This is a genomic window from Shewanella sp. GutCb, from assembly GCF_002836135.1.
Classification (GTDB): domain Bacteria; phylum Pseudomonadota; class Gammaproteobacteria; order Enterobacterales; family Shewanellaceae; genus Shewanella.
Map to the genome: position 1 here is coordinate 1 of NZ_PJBL01000024.1, position 26,261 is coordinate 26,261.

Here is a 26,261-nt window from a genome sequence, read left to right on the forward strand (position 1 = left end):
TCTATGGTCTTAAAAGTTACTGACCATTAAATGAAAAGTTTTCACAGTTCTTCGATTAGCCACCTACATATAGGTGGCATTTTTTTGCAAAAAAGTTAATGTTCAGTACTTGTTTAAGTCGCTCATTCAGTACCGCATTAACTCTCTAATCTAGGGGGGCTGTTGATCTTTCGAGCTTAGTTTTTATTCGACTCTTTCCCGTAAAGAATAATGATTTTAGGTCAAGGATTGAGCTTTTCGCTTAGCTAGCTAAGCGAAAATCGCGTAACGCATTCTAGTCATAAAAGACTAAAAGCATTGAAACGAACCCTAAGGGCCGCGCTTCTTGGCTATTTTTACGGTGTTGTAGGCTATTTGTGGAGAATGACTAAACGACATAGTCTCCGTCTTGTCAAAATAGCCAATAAACGGCGGCAAAAACAACCGTGAAAGATCAACAGCCCCTAATGTTTAATCAAGAAAACCATCGTGGATAAATAGATGCTTAGTTTGATTGAAGCTTGCTTCGCTGCAATTGACAAAATCAATAGCGTGCTGGGCATTGTCTAAGCGAAATTTGTCCGTTTTTGCAATTTCATATTCGTTCATCACGATATTCATCGCTTCTTGAGTCCATTCCGGCTCACCTTTACCAATAACCACTTCTGGTGGATCGTAATGCGTCACCATCCAATTTTGCAGCTCTTCGGCTGAAATTTTCCCGAGTTTCCAAGATGATAAAAGATCGGTAAGTTGCACTTTAGTAATTTGCGATGTTGTCATGATTTAACCCTATTGACGCTGATGCGGCATAGATTAGCTTACTTTGCGAAAGCGAGAAAGATTAATACTTGTTCCCGCTGAATGAGCAACTATTTAATAGAATTGATATCGCTCAGTGACCAAGAATGGAGTATCGGATATTCAACGCCATTTGTACCCGCAAACGATTCAAAAAGGTGCAGTACCGTTGGCTGTAATAATATCGGTTGAAACGTAACATCATTGACCATGACTTTTGCTTTTCTAGCCAGTGTTATATGTGGATTATAGTGATGTTCACTTTGATGAAGGCCGTGCTGCTGAGCAATCAATTGCGCTGTCTTAGCCAGCGCCATTAGATTAGGATCAGATGCAGTTCCTTTAAGGCAAAGTATTTTGGGCTTTTGCCAATGCTCAATAAGATCGAGTGTAACTTTAAAACGAGGTTTGTTGAGGGCGTCAACTCTTAAGATCAGTGCATCAATGGTTTTATTGCTGGCTTGGCCTAAAAAAGCCAAGGTCATGTGCAAGTTGTCACTAGGCACCAATCTAATGCTTATCGGCAGTTGCTGCTGTATCGCTTCAATATACTGAGCTTGTTTCGGCGTCAATGAGAAGCCTAAAAATACTCTTTTATCTGCCATTTTTTAGATCCGCTGTGTTTTGTTGAGAGAAAAGATCTATGGGTAGTTTAGCCTGCAGAGGCTTTTAGCGTACACTGCGGGATAATTATTACTTCAATATGCCATGATTTAAAGTGTCATATTGAGCCGCATAACGAAAAGAACCCTGTGACTTCATTACCCATTCAAACGTTACTACAACCAATCAGATCCGCCTTTAATCAGTGTAATCAAATTATACTTGAGGCGCCGACAGGTGCGGGTAAATCAACAGCACTGCCGCTAGCGATGCTAGATTGGGATGAAATTGACGGCAAGATTTTAATGCTAGAGCCGCGCAGAGTCGCGGCGCGTAATGTCGCCCAGTTTATAGCGCTCAAGCGTGGCTGCACGCTGGGCGGTGAAGTGGGTTATCGGGTACGAGGTGAGTCAAAGATTAGCCGTGATACTCGTTTAGAAATCGTCACAGAAGGCGTGCTCACTCGGATGATCCAGCGTGACCCTGAGCTCACTGGGATCGCATTGGTTATTTTCGATGAGATCCACGAACGTCATCTCACCACAGATCTCGGCTTGGCGCTGGCGTTGGAGATCCAATCGAGTTTTCGCGAAGACTTAAAAATATTGGCGATGTCAGCAACCTTGTCGGGGTTACCACTTGCTAAGCTCATGCCTGATGCCACCACGCTGAGCAGTGAAGGCCGCAGTTTTCCGGTCGAGCAAAGCTATCGCGCCGCGCCAGTACAATCTTTATGGCTAGATCATATGGCCAAAGTGATCCTTGAGGCGTTAGCGTCGCAAACGACAGGTTCTTTACTGGCATTTTTACCAGGGCAAGGTGAGATCAGAAGATTACAAAATCTGCTCACGCCTCGTTTGGACCCGATTAAATTTAGCATCTGTCCTTTATATGGCAGCTTGCCTGCCAAGGTGCAAGATCTGGCGATTGCACCGCCAGCCTCAGGGATACGTAAAGTGGTACTGGCCACCAACGTTGCCGAATCGAGTTTGACCATTGAAGGCATAACACAAGTTGTCGATTCTGGTTATAAACGGCAAGCCAGTTTTAACCCTAGAACGGGCGGCACAAGACTGTCGCTTAAGCGGATCAGTCAGGCCTCTGCTGCGCAACGTAGTGGCCGTGCAGGACGTTTAATGGCAGGTTTTAGTACTCGACTCTGGAGCCAAGAGGAGCACGGCAGGCTGATCCAAGCCGATGAACCCGAGATCGTCCACACCGACCTAATCTCGATGGTGCTTGATGGCGCCTATTGGGGCGTTAAGTCCCTAAAAGAACTCCCCATGCTGACACTGCCATCCAAGGCTAATGAGAATATTAGTTGGCAGTTACTCACTTCCCTTGAAATGGTAGACAGCAAACGCGTTATAACCGCTCATGGCAGGGCCGCTTACGAGTTGGGTTGCCAGCCGCGTTTAGCGCATATGTTGTTGAAGGCTAAAAGCTTATCAGTGCAAAATGGTGACGATGATTTAGCAATATTGGCATGCATTATTGCGGGCACATTAGAGTCTAGAGGTCGCAGTCGCAAAGGCTGTGATATTAGCCATTATTTTGCCGAAGCATTAGCTTCTGAATCTGCAAAGCAGATCCGCCAATGGCTCAAAACTTTGGGTCTTTCAGTAGGATCAAACCACACGCTAACGACTGTGGCACGACAGGCAGCGAGTGATGATATTTCACTGTTGTTGGCGTTCGCCTACCCAGACAGAGTAGCCTGTAGGCGCGGAGTGAGTGGTTACCAACTTGCAAGCGGTTCAGGCGTTGAATTGGCCGCTGATGATGCACTCTCTGGGCAAGCTTGGTTAGTTATTGCAGACTTTCAAGAAACTGAAGGCCGCAGCCACGGTAAAGTGTATCTCGCTAGCGCGTTGAATGAACAATTATTGGCAGGCCAACTGTCAGGTTTAGTTGAAACCATAGAATATTGTGGTTGGGATGACAGTAAAGGCCGATTCTTTGCTGAAACACAGCGAAAAGTGGGACAAATTTTACTGAGTAAAACGCCGATAAAAAATCTCGACAAGCGGCTTATTAAAAACGCTATTGTGGAACAAATCAGCCTTAACGGTCTTGGCTTACTTAAGTTTGATGAGCGCATTGAGCAGTTACGCTATCGAGTGGCTATCGCCGCTAATTTGGATACGTCGCACGAGTGGCCATTACTTGATGATGATACGTTAATCGTTCAGTTAGATGACTGGCTTAAACCCTATTTAGATGATGTGCGCAATTTGGCGCAGCTGCAGCAATTAGATTGTTACACGCTACTGCTAAACCAAATGCCGTGGGCTACTCAAAAGCACCTTGAGACTTTATTGCCGACCAAGTGGCTTATGGCGACAGGTACCCATGCCAAGATTGAATACGACAGCGACGGACGTGGGCGACTCAGTGTTAGGCTACAAGAGGCCTTAGGTATGCAGGAAAGTCCTAAACTGGCGCAGGGCAAGTTAGTGGTCACTATGGAGCTATTGTCTCCAGCACGTAGACCTTTGGCGTTAACAGCTGATCTTGCCAGTTTTTGGCAAGGGCCTTATGAACATGTCAAAAAAGAGATGAAAGGGCGTTATCCTAGGCATCTATGGCCAGATGATCCGGCTAATACTCAGCCGACTAAATTTACCAAGAAGAAGACGTTCGCCCAAAAGTAATTTTTTTGATTGGGTATAGGTTTAGTTAAACTCCAAATTAACTCATTGCTATTAAAGCTGCGGCCTTACGGCCGAGAACGTCGTGACGCTTTGCCCACACCTGACCAAAGGGGCAAAGTGCTTGTTCCCGCTCTTGATATCATAAGAGCCAATCCCGCAGCGCCCCGACGAAGTTACCTCCCTCATACTTATTTGTAAAATAGCCATTGACCTGTGTGCTACTCCTAGGTTTTAAACTAAGGTTAAATCAACTGAAAAATTTCAGTGGGAGTATTCAAATATGATCACCTCAAGATTAGCCAAGCTCGCCAATGTCACCCCCGATACCGTGCGTTATTACACTAAGCGAGGGTTAATAATCGCGACTCGTAATCCAGATAACGGCTACAAAGAGTATGATTCCGCTGCTTTGCAGCGATTACGCTTTATTCATCAGGCCCGTGAGATCGGGTTTAGTCTCAAAGAGATCGAAGAGGTCTTGGAGTCGGCGTTGGAAGGAAGTTCACCTTGTCCCCAAGTGCGAACCATGATGTTAGATAAAATTGTCTCCACTGAAGCTCAAATTACTACGCTGCAGCAACACGTTAGCATGCTAAAAACCACCTTTGATCTTTGGGAGGAGTTGCCTACTAGTCAGCCTACCGGTGAATCGATCTGCTGCTTGATAGAGTCGTGGACTGAGGAGAGAAAATCATGAAACTTTAAACTCTCACTTAGCTGGCTGTTGATTTAGAACATAAATTACAAATGAGTCGTTGCTCATTAACAAAAAGACCGGTTGTACATGGGTCTAAACTGAGAGGAATATAATTATGTCGTTTAACTTATCTGCAATTATTAAAGGCATTATCGCTGGGTTCATTGGCACTCTGGTGTTAACGGGTCTAATGATGATTAAAAAGAATATGGGCGTGATGCCTGAATTAGATCCCGTTCATATGATGTCCACTATGGTCGCCGAAAAAATGGGCATAGAAGTCAACCTGATGATTGGTTGGGTTATGCACTTTGTTATCGGCTCAGTGGCTTGGGGCGTTGCCTTTGCAGTGCTTAATGACGTATTACCTGGTCGTTCACAAGGCATTAAGGGGATTGCTCTAGGTCTAGGTGCATGGTTGTTAATGATGATTGGGCCCATGCCAATGAGTGGCGCTGGCCTGTTTGGTTTATCCATGGGAATCATGGCGCCGGTAATGACGCTGGTGTTACATATTATTTTTGGGGCTGTGATGGGGTTAGCATTCTCTAAATTGGGGGGAAATGCCTAACAAACGCTTCAAATTGAATGATTTTCCCTGCTGAGCCTGAACCATCATCTGATAGGCAGGATGCCTGAATGCCTTGAAGTACATGGATGCACGAGAAAGAGCATGATGGTTCTACGGCATTTTTATCTAAGCACTTCGGCAACTCCGATGGGGAATGGGTGTTATTCGTTAGCGAGGAAGTTCATGCTTAGATCTATGTTTTTAAATTTAAAACTCAGATGCCGAGAGTTTGTGCTTTTCTAACCCAGTGTAGATGCGGCTGAGGCCTTCGGTTTCAGGGATGAAACCGCAGAGCGGCCAGGGATGGCGTAAAGCGTGCCTCAGCAGAACCTGCACATATGCTTGCCGCAGGCAATTGGAACCACCTTAGCCTGAAGGTAACTCACTTTTGTCCAGAAATGTGTTTAGCGAAGCTTTAGCAACTCTCCAAAAGCAGTATCGAACAATCACCAAACTCTGAATCGATAAGAAACGATTCGCCGCCGAATAACCTTTAACCCTCTTTGTTAAAGGCCCCTAATTATCTTGGTTAAAGACTCCTAACTCTCTTGGTTAAAGACTTCTAACCCTCTTGGCTAAAGACTTCATTAAACACTGTTTTTAATAGCTCGATTTTACTGGTCTCTCGTGGATTGTGCTTGGACACCATCGATAAGCTGAACTGATAACGGGCGCTGCTGCGGTGAATAATCTTCAGTTGGTTGGCTGCTAACTCTTGTTTTATGTAACTGAGTGGCAGATAGCCGATATAGCAGCCAGAGAGTATTAAGGTTTTACGGGTATCAAACTGATAAGCCTTGGCTGATAAATTTAACTGTTTTAATTGCTCTTTACCCTCCAAATCAATATCAATCCCGGGGTGAACTGCGGGGGTTAACGCCAACATTTCAGCGCTGATCTCGGTGTCACTAAGTTGGAAAAATGGATGAGAGTAGCTGCAACAAAGGTACATAGGTTCGTTGTAAATCGTTTGGTAATCTAGCCCTTCGACCTGCTGATAACTGGGCAGTAAACCGATATGGGCTTTTTCTTTAAGTAGGCATTTTTCAATATGTTTAAGCGCTTCATTGTCGAGTACAAGGTGCAATTGAGGTTGGGTGGTATGGATCCTTCTCACCACTTCGGCTAACTTAATCTGCATGCGAGAATCTAGTTGGTCGGCACATAATATAATGAGCTCACCACTTAACTCTTCTCCTAAGCCATTAATGAGCCTTGAAAAATCATTCAGCGAATCAAATAGCTCGATGCAGGCATGATATACCGCCTGACCGTCTTCCGTTAATGCAAACCCCCCGCGGCCTCGACTGCATAATTTAAGCTTCATGCGACTTTCTAGGTTTGACATATGCACGCTAATGGTTGAGCGGGTCACACCAAGTTCAACTTCCGATGCTGAAAAACCGCCGTTCTCAACCACGGTTCTGAAAATACGCAGCAAACGTAGATCATATTCAGTCACCGCTTTTGGAATGATGGAGCTTTTATGCGTCGTCTTAATCAAATGATCACCTACAGAAATATAATGTTTGATAGCGGTAAAACATAAGGTTTATTGTTTTGTATTTAACCTGAGTTCATTTTGCTATTCAATAGCAATATGAATTTTTAGTATCCGTTTCATTTTTAATGAACAAACGGGTGCCACCATCAGATGAAACAGCCCGCTGGAGTGATTATGCAACAAGTTAACGATTCTGGATTAGTTAAGCTCAGCTCATACATTGACGGTCAATGGATTGAAGGGGCTACGCGTTTTGATGTTATCAACCCTGCCAATGACCAAGTTGTGGCACAAGTCAGTAATGCTGGCATCGAAGAAACTAAAGCCGCGGTATTAGCCGCTAAAAAAGCGCTACCTGCTTGGTCTAAGAAGTCAGCCAATGAACGCGCGGTTATTATGCGTCGTTGGTTTAATCTGATGATGGAAAGCCAAGATGATCTCGGTCGAATCTTGACGTTGGAGCAAGGCAAGCCTTTAGCCGAAGCCAAAGGTGAAATCGCCTATGGTGCCGCCTTTATTGATTGGTTTGCGGAAGAGGGTAAACGTGTCTATGGCGATACAATTCCTGGACCCGCGGGTGATAAGCGCATCATAGTGATTAAGCAGCCCGTTGGCGTCGTGGCCTCTATTACACCTTGGAATTTCCCCAATGCCATGATTGCTCGTAAAGCGGCGGCGGCGCTGGCTGCAGGATGCACTTTTGTAGTGCGCCCATCACCTATTACGCCTTTATCGGCGCTGGCGATGGCAGAACTTGCACAGCGTGCTGGTGTGCCTGCAGGGGTATTGAATGTGGTTGTGGGTGAAGACGCTGTTGGCATGGGTAAAGTGCTGACTCAGCACCCTGATGTCGCCAAGTTTACCTTCACGGGATCGACTGCCGTGGGTAAGATACTGATGACCCAAGCTGCTAGCACAGTGAAAAAAATCTCTATGGAGCTAGGTGGAAATGCGCCCTTTATTGTGTTTGATGACGCCGATATTGATGCGGCGGTGCAGGGGGCAATGATCTCTAAATATCGAAATGCTGGACAAACCTGTGTGTGCACCAATCGTATTTTGCTGCAAAAGGGCATAGCCCAAGAGTTTACCGATAAGTTTGCCAGTGCAGTGGCTGAGCTTAAGATGGGGGATGGATTTACTGAGGGCGTCAATTTAGGCCCGATGATCACATCACAAGCGCTGGCTGGCGTACATCAACTGGTGCAAGAAACTATAGCCGCTGGCGCCAAGGTTATTGCCGGGGGTAAGCGCAGTGCTGCGGGCAATAACTTCTATGAGCCGACTATTTTAACGGATGTGACCAATGATATGCCATTGGCAAGTAATGAAATTTTCGGACCAGTAGCCCCCATTATCACCTTCGATACCGAAGAAGAGGCTATTAAATTGGCCAATGACACTGAGTACGGCTTAGCGGCGTACTTCTATTCCAGAGACATTGGCCGAATATGGCGCGTCGGTGAAGCATTGGAGTACGGCATGGTCGGTGTAAACGAAGGCATTATCTCAAATGCGGCGGCACCATTTGGTGGTGTTAAGCAATCGGGTAATGGTCGTGAAGGTTCTAAGTATGGCCTGGATGATTACATGGAGATCAAATATCTGTGCATGGGTGGCTTAGATCGCTAACGGCTTAGATCGTTAATGATGGAAATCAAATATCCGTGCATGGGTGGGTTAGACCGCTAGTTCAGGCAGTTTCGATAATAGGATAGTAGTAATGACAAACAGCAGCTTACAAGATAGAAAAGTGAAGGTTATCGCCCGTGGTCAAGGCAATGTCTACCCCGTTTATGTAGACAAGGCACTGAATGCTGAGCTTTGGGACGTTGAAGGTCATCGCTATATTGATTTCGGTACCGGTATTGCTGTTTGTAATACGGGTCATAGTCACCCCAAAGTGGTGGCTGCAGTTAAAGCGCAGCTTGATAAGTTTAGCCACACCTGTGTGATGATTAATCCCTATGAATCCGCAGTTGAGCTGGCAGAGAAATTAACAGAGCTAGCGCCAGGTGATAGTGACAAAAAAGCCATATTTGTCACCACGGGGGCGGAGGCGGTTGAAAACTGCGTCAAAATAGCCAGAGCACATACAGGCCGCCGTGGCGTCATTGCCTTTAATGGTGGCTTTCATGGGCGGACTAATTTAACCATGGCGTTGACGGGTAAAATAAGCCCTTATAAACATCTATTTGGTCCGTTTCCTGGTGATATTTACCATGCGCCTTTTCCAATGGATTTTCATGATGTGTCGGTTAAAGAGTCACTAAAAGCGTTAGATAACTTGTTTAAAGTCGATATTGCGCCAAGCGATGTAGCGGCGATTATTGTCGAGCCAGTTCAAGGCGAAGGTGGTTTTTATATCGCCCCCGTAGCATTTTTGCAGGCATTACGCAGTTTGTGCGATCAACATGGCATCGTGCTGATTGCAGATGAGATCCAAACGGGCTTTGGCCGTACCGGTAAAATGTTCAGTTTTGAACATGCCGATGTCGAACCCGACTTGATCACCATGGCCAAAGGCATCGCGGGTGGTTTTCCTATTGCTGCGGTTGTTGGTAAGAGTGAGATCATGGATGCTCCTTTACCTGGCGGTCTTGGTGGCACTTACGGTGGCTCTCCAGTTGGCTGCGTTGCAGCACTTGCAGTGCTTGAGATCATTGCAGAGGAAAAGCTGGTTCAGCGCGCAGATCAGATAGGCCAAATTTTTAATGAACAGCTAACGTTACTGCAATCAAGCTATTCGCATTTGATTGGTGAAGTGCGAAATCAAGGCGCTATGATTGCCATCGAGTTGGTGAGCAATGCTGACAGTGAACAGCCTAACCCTGCGCTGACGCAAGCGATTATTGCCAAGGCTGCAGAGCATGGGTTGATCCTGCTAGCCTGCGGATTTTATGGCAACGTGATCCGCTTTTTGCCTGCTTTGACCATATCTGACGAGCTGATCTATGAGGGGTTAAACAAGTTTAACCAGTTGTTTAGCAAATTAGCGGATTAATCAAGCGGCTTGAAATAGATAACTTGGTGGATCTGTTCTGCCAAGTTCTACTTTTTTAAAACAGTCCGCCTCGTGGCATTGATCATTGATGTTTGCATTTTTTACGCCGCCGATTAAATTGAATGTCGCTACTATTTTTTGATTAAAAAGGTTTACCATATAGCTAAAGTAAATTTTTTTTGTCTAAAAGGCTATTAACAAATGAGTCAACTCACCAGAATTCATTATTTCAATACGGTAGCCGAATTAGGAAGTATTTCAGCCGCGAGCAATTTTTATGATATTCAGCCTTCTTCCATATCGAGACAAATAGCCGTACTGGAAAAAGAACTGGGGGTGAGATTATTAAACCGAAATACACGAAATTTGGGGCTAACGGAGGCCGGAAGGAAATACTTCGAATATTCCCAAAGAATAATTTCTGAGATTGACTCGGCGAAAAGAGCCGTTAGCGATTTGCAGGATAAACCTCGGGGTGTTCTTCGAGTGAGTTTGACCGTTGGATTTGGTGAAATGGTGATCTTACCGCTAGTCACTAGGTTTATGGAGAAATACCCGGAAATAAAGTTGGAGCTTGAGCTCACTGAACGTGTAGTGGATATGGTCGATGAAAATATCGATATCGCGGTTAGAAGCGGACTGCTGCATGACTCTAATCTGGTTGCGACACATCTGCAGGATAATAATTTTATACTTTGTGCCAGCCCGAGCTACTTGAAAAAATACGGCGTACCTCTGTCATCAAATGAATTAATAGATCATACGTGTTTATGCTATGGATTCGCGGGTTGGAAAGAGTGGTATCTGTTGAGCGATGCCGCACAGCCAATCCCCTTGTCTAATCGCATCACGATAAACTCTGTTAATGGTCAAAAGCAACTGATCATCAATGATTCCGGTATCGCGCTTATCCCACGCTGGGCGGTTAAAGAAGATGTTAAGCAGGGAAGATTATCGGTCATCATGCCTTCACTGACTTTTAGCCCATCTGAAAAGTTAACCTCAACTTATGCCATTTATCAAAATCGGGAATTTGTTTCACCCAAAATAAGAGTTTTTTTAGATTTTATAAAACAAGAGTTACTCCCGTAAAATCCATAAAAACGTATCTAATGGAATGGGTATCGCATGCTCTTGTGCCGAAGATATAGTAGAATCCAGTCTCATTTTTTCATTTTCTTGGTTGCCAGCTTATTGTGATATTTTGCATTTGAAATGAATGTGAGTAAGAGGGTATAGCGTAATTCAATCATTTGTTGCCAAGTCTTTTTGGCCAGATGCCCTCGCCATAATGCAACCGAGTATATTTACCCATAAAGACCTGCAGCTCTAAATCATCTAGAGCTAGGCCGCGGAACAGTCATGACAGATAAAGCCACACCTAAACCAAAAGCTACACCGAAAAAAGCGCCAAAACGAGCGCCGGTTAAACGAGTTTCAGCTGCTAAAGGCGCTAAAAAATCGACAAAGGCAACACCCAAAAAACCATCATCGAATAAAACCACTTGGGGCCGTAAATTGTGGTCTATCAGTTGGAAACTAGCAGTCATTGGCGCGGTGGCTGTTGCAGCCTATGGCATCTATTTAGATCAAATTATTGCACGTAAATTTGAAGGACAAAAGTGGCACCTACCGGCGCAAGTGTTTAGTCGCTCGATGGCATTGTATCCTGGAGCGGCCGTGAGTCATGGTCAACTGATGTCTGAGCTTAAGTTACTCGGTTACCGTAAAGTGGCTAATCCGCGTCAAGTGGGTGAATTCTCCGCCTCTAAAACCAAAATTGATCTTTGGCGCCGACCTTTCTTACATCCTCAAGGTGATCAAGCAGAACAAAGAGTGATGCTCACCTTTGACTCGAATGGTGTGAGCTCGGTGACGAGAAGTAGCGACAAACGCCATTTAGCCGTGTTTCACCTAGAGCCGGTTTTATTGGACCGAATGATCACCGGTGATGGCGAAGACCGGTTATTTGTGACAAAGGCAAAGATGCCACATTCGATTATCGATGCACTTATCTTGGTTGAAGATCGCAGTTTTTATGAACATCACGGCGTCAATCCGTTTGCGATTGTACGTGCTGCTATGGTCAATATTAGTGCTGGACGAACGGTACAGGGGGGCTCAACTCTCACTCAGCAACTAGCGAAGAACTTCTTCCTGTCGAGCGAGCGTTCGATTATCCGTAAACTGCGCGAAGCACTCATGGCGATTATTATCGATTTTCGCTATCAAAAAGATGAAATACTCGAGGCTTACCTCAATGAAGTCTACATGGGACAAGATAAGTCTCGTGGAGTACACGGTATGGGGCTGGCATCGCAATTCTATTTCGGCCGCCCAATCGCTGAGCTGACAATGCCACAACAAGCCTTTTTAGTCGCAGTGATTAAAGGACCATCCTACTATAACCCTTGGCGTTATCCCGAGCGGGCACAGAAACGACGTGATTTGGTATTGCGCTTGTTAATGGAGGCGGGTGAACTTAATGTGACGCAGTATGAGGCCGCGGTTGAATCGCCATTAGGCTTGAGAAAATCAAATAAACCAGTGCACCAAAAACTGCCGGCATTTTTTGCTGTGGTTAGGCATGAATTAGCAACGCGATATGGTGATGCACTTTTACAACAATCAGGGATTAAGGTGTATACCACCCTGGATCCTATGGCGCAGGAAGCCGCTGAAAAAGCGGTTAAACAAACCCTTGAACAGCTAGGTAAAAACAACAAGTCCTTACAGGTCGGCATGGTGCTTACTGATAAATATTCCGCCGGTATTGCCGCCATGGTTGGCGATAAAGTGCCGAGTTACCAGGGCTTTAACCGCGCCGTTGAGATCCGTCGACCAATAGGCTCTTTAATCAAGCCGTTTGTTTACGCCACCGCCCTCAATCAACCCGATAAATACACACTTGCCACTCCACTAAAGGATCAGGCAATTACCCTTAAAAATGGTCAAGGCAAAACCTGGTCACCACAAAATGTGGATAAAAAATTCCGCGGTCAAGTGCCTTTGCTGACAGCCTTTAAAAAGTCGATGAACGTACCCACGGTTAATCTTGGTATGGCAATAGGTGTGGCAGGCGTTGCAACGACGCTCGATCGCGCTGGTTGGAAAGATAAGATCCCAGAGTATCCGTCAATGTTACTCGGTGCGGTTAATGGTTCGCCCTTAATGGTGGCGCAAGTCTTTCAAACCATCGCTGATAATGGTCGCTATCGCCATCTAAATTCAGTGACCACGGTATTGGATGCTAACAACCAGCCGCTGGTAGCATCAAGACCTAACGCCACTCAAGCTATTCCAGCAGCGAGTAACTACTTGGTTAAATATGCGATGACTCAAGTGGTAGAAGCTGGCACCGCTAAACGTTTAGGCAATGCTTTTCCGCGTACCACTCTCGCGGGTAAAACCGGTACCAGTAATGATTCCAGAGACTCTTGGTTTGCTGGTTTTGATGAGCGTAATGTCGCAGCTATTTGGGTGGGGCGAGATGATAATGGAAAAACTAATCTCTATGGTAGTAGTGGCGCGATGGCGGTATACCAAGCTTTCTTGAAGAATCGTCCACCTCTGAGCTTGCGGATGGCGCCAGTCGATGGCGTGGTACAGGGTTACTTTGAACGTGATACCGGAGTGGCAAAAGAAGCTGATTGCGGCAATGTCATGCGTGTACCAGCATTGCGGGAGAGTTACCAACCCGCCGCTAATTGCGGCGAGCCATTGCCGTGGTGGAAAAAGCTGATTGGTGGCTAAGTTGGCGAAGTGATGATAGTGAATAGAGTATTTCCTATAGCCGCTTCTTGTACCGCCTTGCGCTAGCTGGAAAGTTTAGCAGCTTGAGATTGATTTAGCTTATCGATATTACTGGCATTAAGTTGTTTGAGTTGTGTTAATGCTAAGTTATTTAACTGAGAAGGGTTTAATTTATTGAGTTGCTGACTATTGAGCTTTTTGAGTTGAGTTACGGGTAACTTATTTAACTCGACAACTGATAGTGAATTAAGTTGAGCGACAGTTAGTACTTTTTTACTGTCTCTTTGCTGAATACCTAAAAATTCAGTTTTGTTTAATCCCCCTTCTAACTGGGCGGAAGGAGTTCCATTTTCAGGCTCTGGGATACTATTTGTTAATTGTGTGGTTAGTTCATCCATTTTGTTCGTTAGTTTGGCAACATTTTCACGCTCAGTTTTTGTTAGTTTTTCAACGCTACTGTCAAGGATCGCATGCGCTTTTTCAAACAAACTATTCACTGACTTTTCTTCTTTATTCATTAAGTTATCTTTTTCGAATAACGTATCTAGCGCCTTATAGATATGGCCTAGCTGTTCTTTCTGTTCAGGTGTCACATGTTTTAGTAATGCATCATCTATGCTGCTTGAAATTTCATCAATCTCTTGAGTGAGCTTACCTTGAGAAGATAAGTTCAATTCACTTTTTGCGGCACTGTTTGATTTAGTTGCTGTAACTTCTAGCTCCTTCTTTTTAATCTCGGTGCTAGGTGGGGTTGAAGTACGACTAATGGCATTGTTTTGGGGGGCATTTTCGTTACTAATTTGCATATTAACTCCATAGCATTATGGCTATAATTCTATGGAGAAAAAATTGTCAAGTACGTAAGCATCTGTAAGCAAAGAGTGTTTAACACTGAGGTGTGTTTTTAAAAAATTAGTTGTTGTTAGCGACAGTCGTTAATTACTTTTTACGTCGTTTCACTTTTACTGGTTTCTGCTGCAGCCAAATATAACAGCCAGTCAATGACATGATAATAAGGGCGATGGCAACTAAGTCCATCAGCCAAGGGCCTAACGCACCGAAGAAACGGCCACTGTGTAGATCGAGTAATACCCGCTCCCAATGCAGGCGACTGGCGCGTATTTGCTCCGCTATGTCATTGCTATCGGTATTATTTAAGGTCTTAACCCAAGGAATAGCGGCAAGAGGTTGAGATTGTGACCAATCAATAAGATCGTTATCAGCGACAAACAGTCCCGATGGTGTTTTTAGCCACAGATTGTCTTGCAACCCAAGTGCTTGTATATGAGAGGGCAAACCTGTCGCGCTATCTTGCGTTTCCAGTAGTTCACCTTGCTGAGACAGCAAGTAGAGATGGCTAGTATCCACAGCCACAATCATCTCGTTATAACTGACAACCGCCAATACGGATGCATTTGCTTCTAGAATTAATTGCTCATCAAGCCACACTTGGTTACCAGCACTAATGAGTTTGTGTGGCGTTTGCTGATAAAGATTAACGTCTTTTGGTGCTTTTACGCCGTAGTAATCAAGCAGCCAGCTTTGTTTTACTTGAGCGGTATCGAGGGAAAGGTGATTACTGTGGTTGATCAGTACGCCTGAAACGGCCATGAAAATGACGAATAAGGTCGAAAAAATACCTATTCTGCGGTGCCAAGGGCGTAATTGTCGTAACAGTTTTACTCTTAAGCTTGGATGTTTTCGCGTCATTCTTTATCTTTTTTAATCACATAGTCGTTTAGATACAGGGCTATTCGAGATAACTTTGTTAACGCTCGAACGGATAACGTTGCGCCTGTTATGCCATCGATATGTGTATCGAGTTGCAAGTCTTGCTTGAGTTTGGCTGATTTAAACTGATCAGTAAAGAAGTCATGCCTGACTTCATCGCCGCGACTTTCTCGATAAACCAGTACTTTTGTCTGGGCAATCGCACTGTCTTTGACATGAATGGCGACGGTGATGGCGGATTCTTTGCCTATTTCATCCATAATCCAAACGCTTTCATTAGCTTGCTGCCAGTAGCGTAGACGCATTTTTTTATAGCTATGGGCGAGGATAGATTCAATTGCTTGTTGAGCGGGTTCGTCAATCCAGAATACTTTAGCTTTAGGCACTTCAGCATTAAAGGCTTGGCTTATAAACTCTTCTGGCTTTTGGTAGGTCCCTCTAGCATTTACTGCAGCGCTCATCAATGAGCAGCTTAATAAGACAGATAATATAACGAGAGGTAGTTTCATGTTGATCTAGCTCATGTGATGGTAAATGTATGAGTGCTCGAATTTGAGCACTCATTTTTAGCTGAGTTTACATTAGAACTGGTAGCCAACGCCTAAGTTAAATCCGTCAGCATCTTTAGCGCCGCCCACTTTTTCATAGTCGGCTTTAAATACCACGTTTTCGTGCAACCAGTAGTTAATACCCACGTTGGTTTGCTCTACTTTAGTATCATCGCTGTTGCCTGCATTGTTGTCATACTCGTTGTAACGAGCAAACACACCAAAGCTTTCGTTGAAACGATATGAAGGTTCAATGTAGTAACCGTTTTGATCATCACGACCTAAGGTTTCTGCTTCTTGACCATCGATATCCCACTGAGCGTATAGTGCTTTAACAGTGAAACCTTTGATAGTGTAGATAGCATGAGCCGTTAACAATGTTGCTGATGCAGTTTCAACACCAGCACGGCCTTGAGTTAGATCTGACTGGTACTGAGCTGTAGCGGCTAATTCTAGACCCGGTACGGCGGTGTACTTAATGCGTGCGGTATAAGCTAAGTCTTCCGCTTTTGCTTTAGACACTTTTTGACGTCCGCCACGAATACTGTATGACTCATCAACGTACAGGCCTGAGGTCACTGCACCATCAAATGCAAGACCTGGAGCTGCTTGAATGTTTAGGTTTAGACCCGCTTCCCACCAAGTGGCTGGCAAGATATTTTTCTCAACAGGGTTACGCTCAACACCGTAAAATGCTGGTGGCTCGTGAGTTTCGTTAATGATACCGACAGGCATTAAGAACAAACCTGCTTTAGCAGTAAACATGTCATTAAAGTCATGCTCAATGTAAGCTTGTTCGAGTTCTACTTCACCGTTTTGTCCTTCACCAGAGATTGAGTGCTCAACTTCTAGCTCAGAGAAAAAGCGTGTGCTGTCATTGAACTCATGGCCAACAAAAAGCACGAAACGATGGAAGTCGAACTCTTTTTTATCTTTGCCAGTTTTGTTATTAGTGATGTTGTTATAGTGAAGTTCACCATAACCACCAATCGTTGTAGCACTCTTAGATTCAGAAGCTGACTCTTCAACAACATCAGCCGTTTTTTCAACGCGCTTCTCAGTTTCATCAAGACGTCTTTCAAGATCTTGTAAGACTTTCTGCTGTTGTTCAATAATCTTACGTAGTTCAGCAGTTTCATCCGAAGCATAAGCCCCTTGAGCCGCAAACATGCTAATTAGCGCAGTAGCAAGTAACGTTTTTTTCATCATCATTCGGTCCCTTTGTTAGAGCGGGTTATAAATTTTGTGAGGAGTTTATCAACTGAGTAACATAATGCAAACTATTCTCATTAAAATTATGATTAAGATCAAGGTTTGTAAATAAACTGTATCAGTGGTCCGTATTTGATATTTGTAATGTTTGATTTTATATCTATTAAAACAGTGGTTTGAGTGTTAGTTGTGGAGGGTGCTCGCTGTTACACTTTTGTTTACGTTACTCAATGTGTGAAATTGATACGCTTGGTTTAAGCTAAACAGATGGAACAAAGGCATAGTAAAAGTAAGGTTTTAGTGATGTTTTGAGCTGTAGATTCTTAAAGTAGCGAATTTTTTGTTAAGGTTTATGGTGATATAAACGTGTTAAAACCTAGACTAATTGGGGGTGTGGGGCCATCATGCTAAGTCATCGGGTGAGTCAATTTTTGATCGTGGTATACAATGCTTGCCCATTTTACAGGCTAACAAGATTGTTGAGTGATTATGTTTCTAAGTTCTTTCTTTAAAAAAACAAACCAGTCTATTTTAATCGCTCCTGAACAGGCTAGTGAGTTTGCTAAAAGCGTTGCACAAGATTTCAATCCTATTCATGACGTTGCCGCAAAGCGCTTTTGTGTACCAGGCGATCTGCTTTTCTCTCTGGTATTGAATGAATACGGTCTTAGCCAAAAAATGACGTTTAATTTTGCCGGCATGGTTGGTGAAGGTGTAAAGCTACAGTTTCCCGTTACCGTAGATGAAGATTTCGATATTCACGATGACAAAGAAAAGTGCTATTTAAACGTACATCGCAGCGGTGATGTTAGACATTGTGATGTTCAGATTGAATCATTTATTCGTAAATATGTCGCATTTTCAGGCCTTAACTTTATGCATATTTTGGTGCCGATGATGAAACAGCGCCAAATGATGATCAACCCCGCAAGGCCGCTAGTTATTTATGAAAGCATGTCTTTTGATTTAACCACGCTCGACTTTACCGAAGTTGAGCTCACGTTAGTGAAGGAAGATTTACAGATCCAAGGTAAGCGTGGCGATGTCACATTAACGTTTGAGCTCCACAGTGGTGACACTTTGGTAGGCACCGGAATTAAGACATTGGTGATGAGCGGCCTACGCCCATACGTTGATGACCAAGCACAGCAGATGTTTGATAAATACGAAGAGCGCCGAATCAGCTATAGCGCTTAGAAAGACAGGCCCGTTATCGGGCATAGCATTCAGACCGATTGATCGCACTAGCGATTAGTCGGTTTTTTGTTTTAGGCTGCTGATTAAATCAGCAGCCAATCGATTGCGGGCTTTTTAGTGATTAAAGTGTGAGTTAGCTCACTTGAGGCTAGCGGTGAGATAACGCATTCTATTTAACCCTATTGATCGTGTTTAGATGCGGTTATTAGTGGATCCGTTCGGATGAAGGTAGCAGGAGAGTAGGGATAAATACCACTTCCAATAAATATGTGCTCAATTCAGAGCAACTATTCAATGGAATTGGTATACCTACACCGACGAGGCAACTTAGTTTCGAGCCCTACTTCACTATATTAATGTATAGCGTAGCGCTCAAATTAAGGACTCTTTCAGGTGCCACATTGTGGTGAGGACTGTTACTGGACGAGCCTCTGGAGAGACTGTGAACAGATAAGCGTTGCAAGCTTTATTTGCCACACAGCGCCGAAGGCGAAAGTGCTAACAGAACATTGTTAGCGCGAAACGCTCAGGCAAAAGGACAGAGGAGAGGATGACTGTGTTAGCTATTATCAACCCGATATTAGTCACTGTCGTTTGCTGCTGCGCCTTTTCTGCCTTTTATTGGGTTAGATAAACCGCTCGCTGCGATCAGCAGCGGCCAACACCAGCCATTTCTTTTCTCCTCCGATTATTAATAACTTTATACCAAGTTACGCTGTTTAATATTCGAGGAACACCATGAATTACCACGCACTACTAGCCGATATCAACGCCATTGTTTGGGGGCCTGTTACCCTTTGCCTACTGGTCGGAACCGGTCTTTATCTCACGATTAGACTTAAACTTATTCAAGTCTTTAAACTCCCGCTAGCCCTGAGTTTGCTGTTTAAACCCGCTACAGGCAAAGGCGACTTAACTTCTTTTGCTGCGCTTTGTACTGCATTGTCGGCCACCATAGGTACCGGCAACATTGTCGGCGTTGCTACCGCGATTAAAATTGGGGGGCCAGGGGCGCTTTTTTGGATGTGGCTCGCCGCCTTTTTTGGCATGGCGACTAAATACGCCGAGTGTATGTTGGCAGTAAAATATCGTACCACCGACGCCCGTGGCAACATTGCGGGCGGGCCTATGTATTACATTGAACGCGGACTCGGCCTTAAATGGCTGGCGAAAATTTTTGCCGTATTTGGTGTCGGTGTAGCATTCTTTGGGATCGGTACCTTTGCCCAAGTGAATGCCATTAGTGATGCCATGACTATCGCCTTTGATGTCCCGGCGTGGGTAACGGCCATTGTGCTGACCTTAATGGTGGCTGCAGTGACATTAGGCGGGGTTAAGCGCATCGCCAATGTGGCGCAAAAGGTCGTACCGACAATGGCGTTAGGTTATGTGTTTGCTTGCCTGTGGATTTTAGTGATGTTTGCCGATCAAATACTGCCTGCACTGCAACTTGTGCTGCACTCGGCTTTTACCCCAATTTCAGCCGCCGGTGGCTTTTTAGGGGCCACAGTGGCGCAGGCGCTGCAAATAGGTATCGCTCGAGGGGTATTTTCAAATGAATCGGGTTTAGGTAGCGCACCTATAGCGGCGGCCGCCGCTAGAACCAATGAACCTGTTGAGCAGGGCATGGTGAGCATGACGGGGACATTTTTCGATACTATTTTAATCTGTACTATGACTGGGCTGGTGTTAATTATCACCGGAGTGTGGAGTGGCGACACTGCCGGAGCAGCAATGACCAGTGCCGCATTTGCCGCTGGTGGCTCAGCTATTATTGGCCAATACGTGGTGACTATCGCACTGGTTTGTTTTGCCTTTACCACTATTTTGGGCTGGAATTATTATGGTGAACGCTGTTGGTATTACCTCACGGGTCACTATTTGGGTGAAAAAGGCGTGAAACTATATCAGTTGACCTTTTTAAGCTTGATTGCCGTAGGTGCTTTTATTCAGTTAGATCTGATTTGGATGTTAGCGGATACAGTCAACGGCTTGATGGCGATCCCAAACTTGATCGCGTTAATTGGCTTAAGGCATGTGATTATTGCTGAGACGGATAAGTACTTTGCCAAGCGTCGCGCTGCTGTGCTTGACGAACTAAAACACTAGGGGCTAAGCACTAATCATTAATCTGGGTTTTAAGTCACTTCACTGCGCGTTTATGGGGAGTAAAGTGACTTATTATGATGTCTCGTGTTAGTGCCGTGGCGTAACGAGTTAAGCATCATTAATTCTACACCGTTCGCTAAATTGCTTAAATAAGTCCTTTATGCAGCCGCATAACGGAATAAAGTTAGCCAAATACCTGTTCAAGTAGGACTTGGCTATCGACAATATAGCTCAATCCTTATAAATTATCCGGCTTACCCTTTTTTACGTTGTAATGGCGTAAAAATCGCTCATATGAGGAATGTTCATGGCTCAACAAGGCTACTCTTTACTGCGTATTATCATCATTGACAGTTTTTGGAAGGGGCAAGTTAATGAGCTTGATTTAAGCGGCCACACGCAGTTAGAGGGAACCAATGGTGCAGGTAAAACTTCATTAATGCGCTTATTGCCATTATTTTATGGCATGCGGCCAAGTGACATTGTCAGCAAGGTTGATCAGGCACGTAATTTTGTCGATTATTATCTGCCACGTGCTTCAAGTATGTTGATCTATGAGTATCAACGTCCCCATGGGCAAACGTGCATGGTACTCGTGTGTAGCGATGGTCGCGGCGCGCAGTATAAATTTATTGATGCGGCTTATAACAGTGAACACTTTATTGGCGATAATCATCAACGTCGATCAATGAAAGAAATTGAAGGCTTTTATCGGCAGATAGGCTGTGACTCAACCAGCTATCTGGCCGTTGAAAAGTACCGTCAAGTGATCCAAAACCTCCGCAGCGGCCGAAAATTAAAAGATGTACGCCAACTGCAAAATCGCTACAGCTTTTGTGAACAGTCTAGTCCGCATATCGATAAAGTGATTAACGGCACCATCGAAAAGAACCTCGATTTTGAAGCTGTGAAACGTATGCTGGTGGCTATCGCGAGTGACTATCTTGCCCGAGGTACAGGGGAAGAGAAAGAGCAAATAAGCCTCAATAAAGAGGACATCAGCAGTTGGTTGGCTGATATTCAAGCGAGCCGTGCGGTACAAAAAGTAGCAGATAAAATTGGCCTGTGGCAGGGTGAATTTAATAGCCTAGATAGTCTATTGAACAAGCTTCAGCACCTGCATTTTGAAATACTAGCCCATCAAGTAAGCCTCAATGAACAACAAGAGACCAGCGCTGAAAAGAAAAGGCAGGCACAACAACAGCTTTCAACTTTGGTACATGAACTAGAAACGACCAAGCAAGCATTGAGTAAGCAGGTGTCTAACTTAAAGGCTGATATCGAGGGCGATCAAAGCCGGATTGATCTACTCGATACTGACAAGATGAAGTATGACGATGATGATGCGGCAAATTATCAGCTGCAAGCAGACAGAGCACCGCATATCCAAGATCAGCTTAATGAGATCAATGCGATTATTAATGCCTTTGAAGGTAATATTAATAAGTTGCAGCAAAAATTTGCCGATCTGATCCAAACATTAAAATTTCAACACCTTCAAGATCAAACCAACAATCAAACCAAAGTCACCAGTATTCGTGAGGTTGCCACCCAAAAGCTCACTAAAATCATTGATGTTGATCGGTTACAAAATCGCGAACTAGAGCAGCAACTGAATGGGCGCAATATTGCCCTGCAGCTGAAGAAACAGCAGCTAGAAAGTGATCTTAAACTAGAGCAGCAAAAATTATCCCAGGTGCAGCTCAATCAAGTGCAGCTCGCCCCAGAGTTGCAGCAAGATATCGAGCAAAACACGCAAGCGTTAAGTGATGCTAAAGATAAACAAAACAGTTTGTATAAAGCGCATTCTCAAGCGCTGCAGCAATATAACGGTCTAATCAAGCGCCGCGATAATCAGTTAGAGAAATATGCTCAAGAAAAACGTCAGTTAGAGGGGCTCTCGACGGAATATGAGCAGGTACGTGCACAGCTTATTCCTGCTGATGGCTCGTTACAGTATTTTCTTGATAACGAAGCACAAGCAGAAAACTGGAAAGATAACATTGGTCGCTTACTGACAAGCGAGCAGTTAACGCGTTGTGATCTAGCCCCTACATGGGTCGGTGGCGACAGTTTTTATGGTCTTTCTCTCGATCTAGCGCCTTTACAGAGCAATGACTCACTGTTTCTCGATGAGATCCAACTACGAGAAAAGTGTGAAGCCTTGGGGGATAAAATAACTGAGCAGGCTGCTCGAATTGAACAGCTCGATGAGCATATTGGCTTATTAACCAAAGAGATCTCTGTAGCGGAAGCTGATTGCGCAACGGCGACGCAGGATCTGACCAAAAATGAACTCAATTTGCAGCAGCTAAATGTGCAAAAAGAGAATTTTGAGGTTAAAAAAGCCGTGGCGATTAAGGCTTATACCGATGCTGTTAATCAGCAACTCAAAACGCTAGAGTCTGAACAGAAACGCTTAGTCAAACAGCAACAACAGTATACAGATGATGCTGAAGAACAGCGCCATGAACTGCATAATCAGCTACTTGAAAAACGTATGGTGGTAGAAGGCGATCGTGATAGCCAGCTGGCATTGCTAGTGGAGGAGAGCACAGAGAGTGACGCGAACTATAAGCAACGTTTAAAAGATCTGAAAAAGCAGCAAAACACCGATCTGGCCAAACTTGATCCAGACGGGGAGGTCGATAAACGCACCACAGAGCGCAAGGCGATAGAGCAAGCGTTGAAGCAGTGTGCTGTGTTTGAGCAAAAGGCACATCACTACCAGCACTTTATGAGTGACCGCTATTGTCATCGTGACGGTTTAGTTGAGCAAAATCAGAATCGATTAGTACAGCAGCGGAGTATTGAGACTCAGCTTGAAGATGCTAACGTGCGACTCAATAGTGACATCACAGCGCTACGCAGCGATATTAAAAAACTGAATGATAAAAAAACCTATGCCGAGGAGTTGCTCAATCAATTAGCGGACAGCCAACGTCACTGTGAAAAGCAGGGCATTGAAGCGTTGGAGTCTGCTGGTCAACCGCATAATCAAGCGGATCTTAGTGTGAGTTTTTGCGCCGATTGGCTCAATCAATTTAAAGTGATTGAAAAACGCTTAGGCGAGCAGCTGAATAAGTTTAACGACGGTTTTAAAAAGAAACATGCCAGCAGCGATCTGTACGATAACTGGCAAAAGCTGGTGGCTGAACACGATAACTTTAGTGCCGCAAAAAGTTTGTTTAAATACCGAGAGCCCATCGTCGAGCTGTTAAGCAGTGCTCAGCAAAAGCAAAAAAACACTTACCAGTTGGTGTCGGTTAACGCCACCATGATCAATGAGTTTTATCAGCATGTTGAGAACTTTGCTAGACAAATTAAAACGATAGGTAAGCAGCTGTCGACTAAGGTAACAGGGCTTGCTCATTTTGACGCGTTAGCAGAGATCAGCGTCACCACAGTGATGAAGCAAGAAGAGTTGGAATACTGGGGATCGTTAAAAGAGTTTTCAAAAGCCTATGATCTATGCCGCGATCAATTAAGCGACGGTGTTGGTGAGATCCCTGACGATCTTGTTTATGCGATGCAAAAATTGGCGACGTACTTGCCTAGCGAAGGTTTTGTATTAAACCACTGCAATCTGTTTGATATTGAATTTACCATCACTGAAAAAGGCCAGGTTAAACATGCGCGTAATGCACGTCAGCTCAAAAAAGTGAGCTCGACGGGTCTATCGTATTTGGCGATGTTGTCGTTGTTTGCAGGCTTGCTTGGGATGCTGCGTGGCGAAAGCCAATTTGGCAGTCAGATCATTTTACCAGTGGATGAGCTGGGTGAATTGGCGGCTGAAAATATTGATCTGTTATTGAAAATGTTTAGTGATAATGACATTCACATTTTATCGGCTTCGCCGTCCACCGATCGTCATATTTTATCCTTATACGACAGACACTATAAGTTGAAAGATAATAAAATTTATCATGCTGAAATCCCGCAGTCGCGCCTCGATGAACTTTTGGCAAACCGAGCCAGTCAGCAACAAACGGCGACCGCTAAGCAGGAGTTATAATGTTTAAACAGACGATTCAAAAACTGCTCACTGGAGAAGTGATTTGCGAAACCGCTTTTGCTGAAGAGTTTACCTACCTTAAAGTCGACAGTGAGTTTGAACGAGTCAGTGATTTTTTGTCAAATCTCGATCGTAACCTAACTTACCTCGACAGTGCGGATGCCTATTACTGCACCTTTATGCAAGTGGAGCAAAGTAATTCTGCCGAGTTGTCAGCGCTGTTTAATGAAATGCGCAGTGTGTTTAGACCGTTAGTTGAATTCTTAGATTTACTGCTGACTGCGACCCAAGCCGATCTGCCCTTGCATGGAAAATCAGTCGTTAATATTAACGCACTATTCGAACCGTTCGAGCAAGATCAAACCTTACGCGATCAACTTAGACGGTTGACCTCGATTAAGCCGTTTAAAACCAATAAAGAAGAAACCAGAGAGCAGCTTGCGACCTTATTTAATAAGCTTGAGGATATGCACTATTTCGTTAGGAAAAACCCCGGTAGTAGTCGTTATTTCGCCACGGCGCGGTTTGATCTTATTTACTGTTTAATTGAGTTTTTAAATGATTCAGAGCAAGTCGAATTGCCGGATGAGCAGACCGAACAACAAGATGAGTTATTGTTCTAATGGCAGGCTTTGATGCAGGACAGGTTGCAGCGCTGCTGAGAAAAATAGGCGCTAACGATGAGCTATTGGCTAACGCTTATGTCTACGGCTCGATAGCGGCAGACAGTCAAGATGGCAAAACCATTTCGACCTTACACAAGGCGGGTCTACTGCGCCCTGATGATGAAGCTGGTGAGTTTAGGGTCACCACAGACTTTAAACGTATGCTTAATCGTTTGATGCGCAAGCAAAGCAGTTATCGTCAGTTAACCGACATGGGCAAGGTGATTGAAGCGCTGGACGAAACGGTGAAAGACTATCAACTGTCGGTACAGGCTAATCATTCTGAAGATGCCGATCTGTTTTTAGAACAACTTGACGATCTGTTATATGAAACCAAAGATGGTTTAAACAATAACCTCGACAATATGCATTACGGTATTGTGAGCCAGTTTGGTTTTGTCAGTAGCCTAGCGAACAAGATAAGACAAAACGAGCGCTACTTGAACCATGCACAGAATCTACTGACCGAGCTGCAACAAATTGATCCAGAAGCTTGTTATGAGTGGATAAACTGGCCGTGTCCAAATGAGTTCGCTCGTAAAATTACCGGTTTTGTCTATTGGTTTAACCAAGTGTTGCCAAGGCTACGTTTCATTATCGACAACATGCGTCTGAGCCTGTTTCGCTTACGTCGTGATGAGAAAAAGGCCAATCAACTGCGCAGCATGGCGCGTTTTTTACGTCAGCACCCTGAGTTTGATCTAAGCGATAATCTGTATGAGCACCCTGAATTGCCTGAGGGCTTAAAATTAGCCCCGGCGATGGCGCTTAAATCTTATGTTGATACGCGTAATACCGCGTTAGAAGCACCGCTTATTCAGTTAGTTCAAGCCTTGCGAAAGCAATCTATGGCTCAGGATATGAAGGAGCGAGAGACTGCAGACATTGAGCTTAAGCCGATAGAGCGAGTGCGCTATCAAAGTGACTTTTTTGATCTGCAAGCTGAATTGCTGTTTGAGCAAGTCATTACGACTAATGCCCCCATCTCTGCCTTAGTATTTTGGCGACAAGCACAGAATGATTGGCAAGAAAATGCTCATAGCATCAAGCCAAAAGCCTGGATTGAATTGGTGTTTAGCTGCTATTGCAAGCTAACCAATGAACAACAAACCGCGTTTAGCATCAATATGAAAGGGGTCCAACTTGCGGGGACATCCGATAACTTCAGCTACCACGATGTGGTGATCGGCTTAAATTAATCGCTGTGCTCTCTATTGC

At 44.4% G+C, this 26,261-nt stretch carries 19 protein-coding genes and 1 riboswitch; of the genes, 12 read left to right on the forward strand and 7 right to left on the reverse strand.

Going from position 1 to position 26,261, the window contains the following annotated elements; translation table 11 throughout:
* Nucleotides 1-450 precede the first annotated feature (450 nt).
* Together CXF86_RS14085 and thpR are read right to left on the reverse strand one after the other, a co-directional pair.
* Nucleotides 451-762 carry a hypothetical protein gene (locus CXF86_RS14085; RefSeq protein ID WP_101092322.1) on the reverse strand — a complete coding sequence of 104 codons (312 nt, stop codon included), beginning with the start codon at nt 760-762 and terminating at the stop codon, nt 451-453.
* 89 nt (nt 763-851) lie between these two features.
* Nucleotides 852-1,385, reverse strand: a complete 534-nt coding sequence (gene thpR / locus CXF86_RS14090) for an RNA 2',3'-cyclic phosphodiesterase (RefSeq protein ID WP_102039283.1) — start codon at nt 1,383-1,385, stop codon at nt 852-854.
* A 147-nt stretch (nt 1,386-1,532) separates the two neighbouring features.
* On the opposite strand from thpR, the gene hrpB reads away from it, so the two are divergent.
* The 3 genes from hrpB (at nt 1,533) to CXF86_RS14105 (ending at nt 5,305) form a co-directional block, all read left to right on the forward strand.
* Nucleotides 1,533-4,037, forward strand: a complete 2,505-nt coding sequence (gene hrpB, locus CXF86_RS14095) for an ATP-dependent helicase HrpB (RefSeq protein ID WP_102039284.1) — start codon at nt 1,533-1,535, stop codon at nt 4,035-4,037.
* Between the two features lie 280 nt (nt 4,038-4,317).
* Complete coding sequence (locus CXF86_RS14100; RefSeq protein ID WP_102039285.1) at nt 4,318-4,734, forward strand: MerR family transcriptional regulator; 417 nt, start codon at nt 4,318-4,320, stop codon at nt 4,732-4,734.
* A gap of 115 nt (nt 4,735-4,849) precedes the next feature.
* A complete protein-coding gene (locus CXF86_RS14105; RefSeq protein ID WP_102039286.1) occupies nt 4,850-5,305 on the forward strand; it encodes a DUF6789 family protein in 456 nt (151 codons plus the stop codon).
* 562 nt (nt 5,306-5,867) lie between these two features.
* Here CXF86_RS14105 and CXF86_RS14110 read toward each other — a convergent pair.
* Nucleotides 5,868-6,809, reverse strand: a complete 942-nt coding sequence (locus CXF86_RS14110; RefSeq protein WP_102039287.1) for a LysR family transcriptional regulator — start codon at nt 6,807-6,809, stop codon at nt 5,868-5,870.
* A gap of 174 nt (nt 6,810-6,983) precedes the next feature.
* Between CXF86_RS14110 and CXF86_RS14115 the strand changes: the two genes are divergently transcribed.
* The 4 genes from CXF86_RS14115 (at nt 6,984) to mrcB (ending at nt 13,566) form a co-directional block, all read left to right on the forward strand.
* Complete coding sequence (locus tag CXF86_RS14115; RefSeq protein ID WP_102039288.1) at nt 6,984-8,441, forward strand: NAD-dependent succinate-semialdehyde dehydrogenase; 1,458 nt, start codon at nt 6,984-6,986, stop codon at nt 8,439-8,441.
* Between the two features lie 91 nt (nt 8,442-8,532).
* Complete coding sequence (gene gabT, locus CXF86_RS14120) at nt 8,533-9,813, forward strand: 4-aminobutyrate--2-oxoglutarate transaminase (RefSeq protein WP_102039289.1); 1,281 nt, start codon at nt 8,533-8,535, stop codon at nt 9,811-9,813.
* A gap of 201 nt (nt 9,814-10,014) precedes the next feature.
* Nucleotides 10,015-10,905, forward strand: a complete 891-nt coding sequence (locus CXF86_RS14125) for a LysR family transcriptional regulator (protein ID WP_102039290.1) — start codon at nt 10,015-10,017, stop codon at nt 10,903-10,905.
* A 270-nt stretch (nt 10,906-11,175) separates the two neighbouring features.
* Nucleotides 11,176-13,566: a penicillin-binding protein 1B gene (mrcB, locus tag CXF86_RS14130; protein WP_102039291.1), complete on the forward strand. Its 2,391-nt coding sequence runs from the start codon at nt 11,176-11,178 to the stop codon at nt 13,564-13,566.
* Nucleotides 13,567-13,628: 62 nt separating this feature from the next.
* Here the strand turns inward: mrcB and CXF86_RS14135 are convergent, their stop codons facing one another.
* The 4 genes from CXF86_RS14135 to CXF86_RS14150 all read right to left on the reverse strand — a co-directional run bounded on the left by CXF86_RS14135 (nt 13,629) and on the right by CXF86_RS14150 (nt 17,057).
* Nucleotides 13,629-14,372 carry a hypothetical protein gene (locus CXF86_RS14135; RefSeq protein WP_102039292.1) on the reverse strand — a complete coding sequence of 248 codons (744 nt, stop codon included), beginning with the start codon at nt 14,370-14,372 and terminating at the stop codon, nt 13,629-13,631.
* Between the two features lie 133 nt (nt 14,373-14,505).
* A complete protein-coding gene (locus tag CXF86_RS14140) occupies nt 14,506-15,276 on the reverse strand; it encodes a PepSY-associated TM helix domain-containing protein (protein WP_102039293.1) in 771 nt (256 codons plus the stop codon).
* A complete protein-coding gene (locus tag CXF86_RS14145; RefSeq protein ID WP_101091615.1) occupies nt 15,273-15,806 on the reverse strand; it encodes an FMN-binding protein in 534 nt (177 codons plus the stop codon). The genes CXF86_RS14140 and CXF86_RS14145 overlap by 4 nt, the downstream gene beginning before the upstream one ends.
* A gap of 72 nt (nt 15,807-15,878) precedes the next feature.
* Nucleotides 15,879-17,057, reverse strand: a complete 1,179-nt coding sequence (locus tag CXF86_RS14150) for a porin (protein ID WP_102039294.1) — start codon at nt 17,055-17,057, stop codon at nt 15,879-15,881.
* Nucleotides 17,058-17,546: 489 nt separating this feature from the next.
* Here CXF86_RS14150 and CXF86_RS14155 point away from each other — a divergent pair, with 489 nt between their 5' ends.
* From CXF86_RS14155 to CXF86_RS14175, 5 genes are all read left to right on the forward strand, one after another.
* Nucleotides 17,547-18,254 (forward strand): DUF3581 domain-containing protein, encoded by a 708-nt coding sequence (locus CXF86_RS14155; protein ID WP_101091613.1) that lies wholly within the window; start codon nt 17,547-17,549, stop codon nt 18,252-18,254.
* Between the two features lie 421 nt (nt 18,255-18,675).
* A riboswitch (glycine riboswitch) is annotated at nt 18,676-18,806 on the forward strand.
* A gap of 186 nt (nt 18,807-18,992) precedes the next feature.
* On the forward strand, nt 18,993-20,363 hold the full coding sequence (locus tag CXF86_RS14160) for an alanine/glycine:cation symporter family protein (RefSeq protein WP_102039295.1): 1,371 nt from the start codon (nt 18,993-18,995) through the stop codon (nt 20,361-20,363).
* A 307-nt stretch (nt 20,364-20,670) separates the two neighbouring features.
* Complete coding sequence (locus CXF86_RS14165; protein ID WP_102039296.1) at nt 20,671-24,378, forward strand: ATP-binding protein; 3,708 nt, start codon at nt 20,671-20,673, stop codon at nt 24,376-24,378.
* Nucleotides 24,378-25,001 (forward strand): hypothetical protein, encoded by a 624-nt coding sequence (locus CXF86_RS14170; RefSeq protein WP_102039297.1) that lies wholly within the window; start codon nt 24,378-24,380, stop codon nt 24,999-25,001. The genes CXF86_RS14165 and CXF86_RS14170 overlap by 1 nt, the downstream gene beginning before the upstream one ends.
* Complete coding sequence (locus CXF86_RS14175; RefSeq protein ID WP_102039298.1) at nt 25,001-26,242, forward strand: hypothetical protein; 1,242 nt, start codon at nt 25,001-25,003, stop codon at nt 26,240-26,242. Before CXF86_RS14170 ends, CXF86_RS14175 begins: the two co-directional genes overlap by 1 nt.
* Nucleotides 26,243-26,261 lie beyond the last annotated feature (19 nt).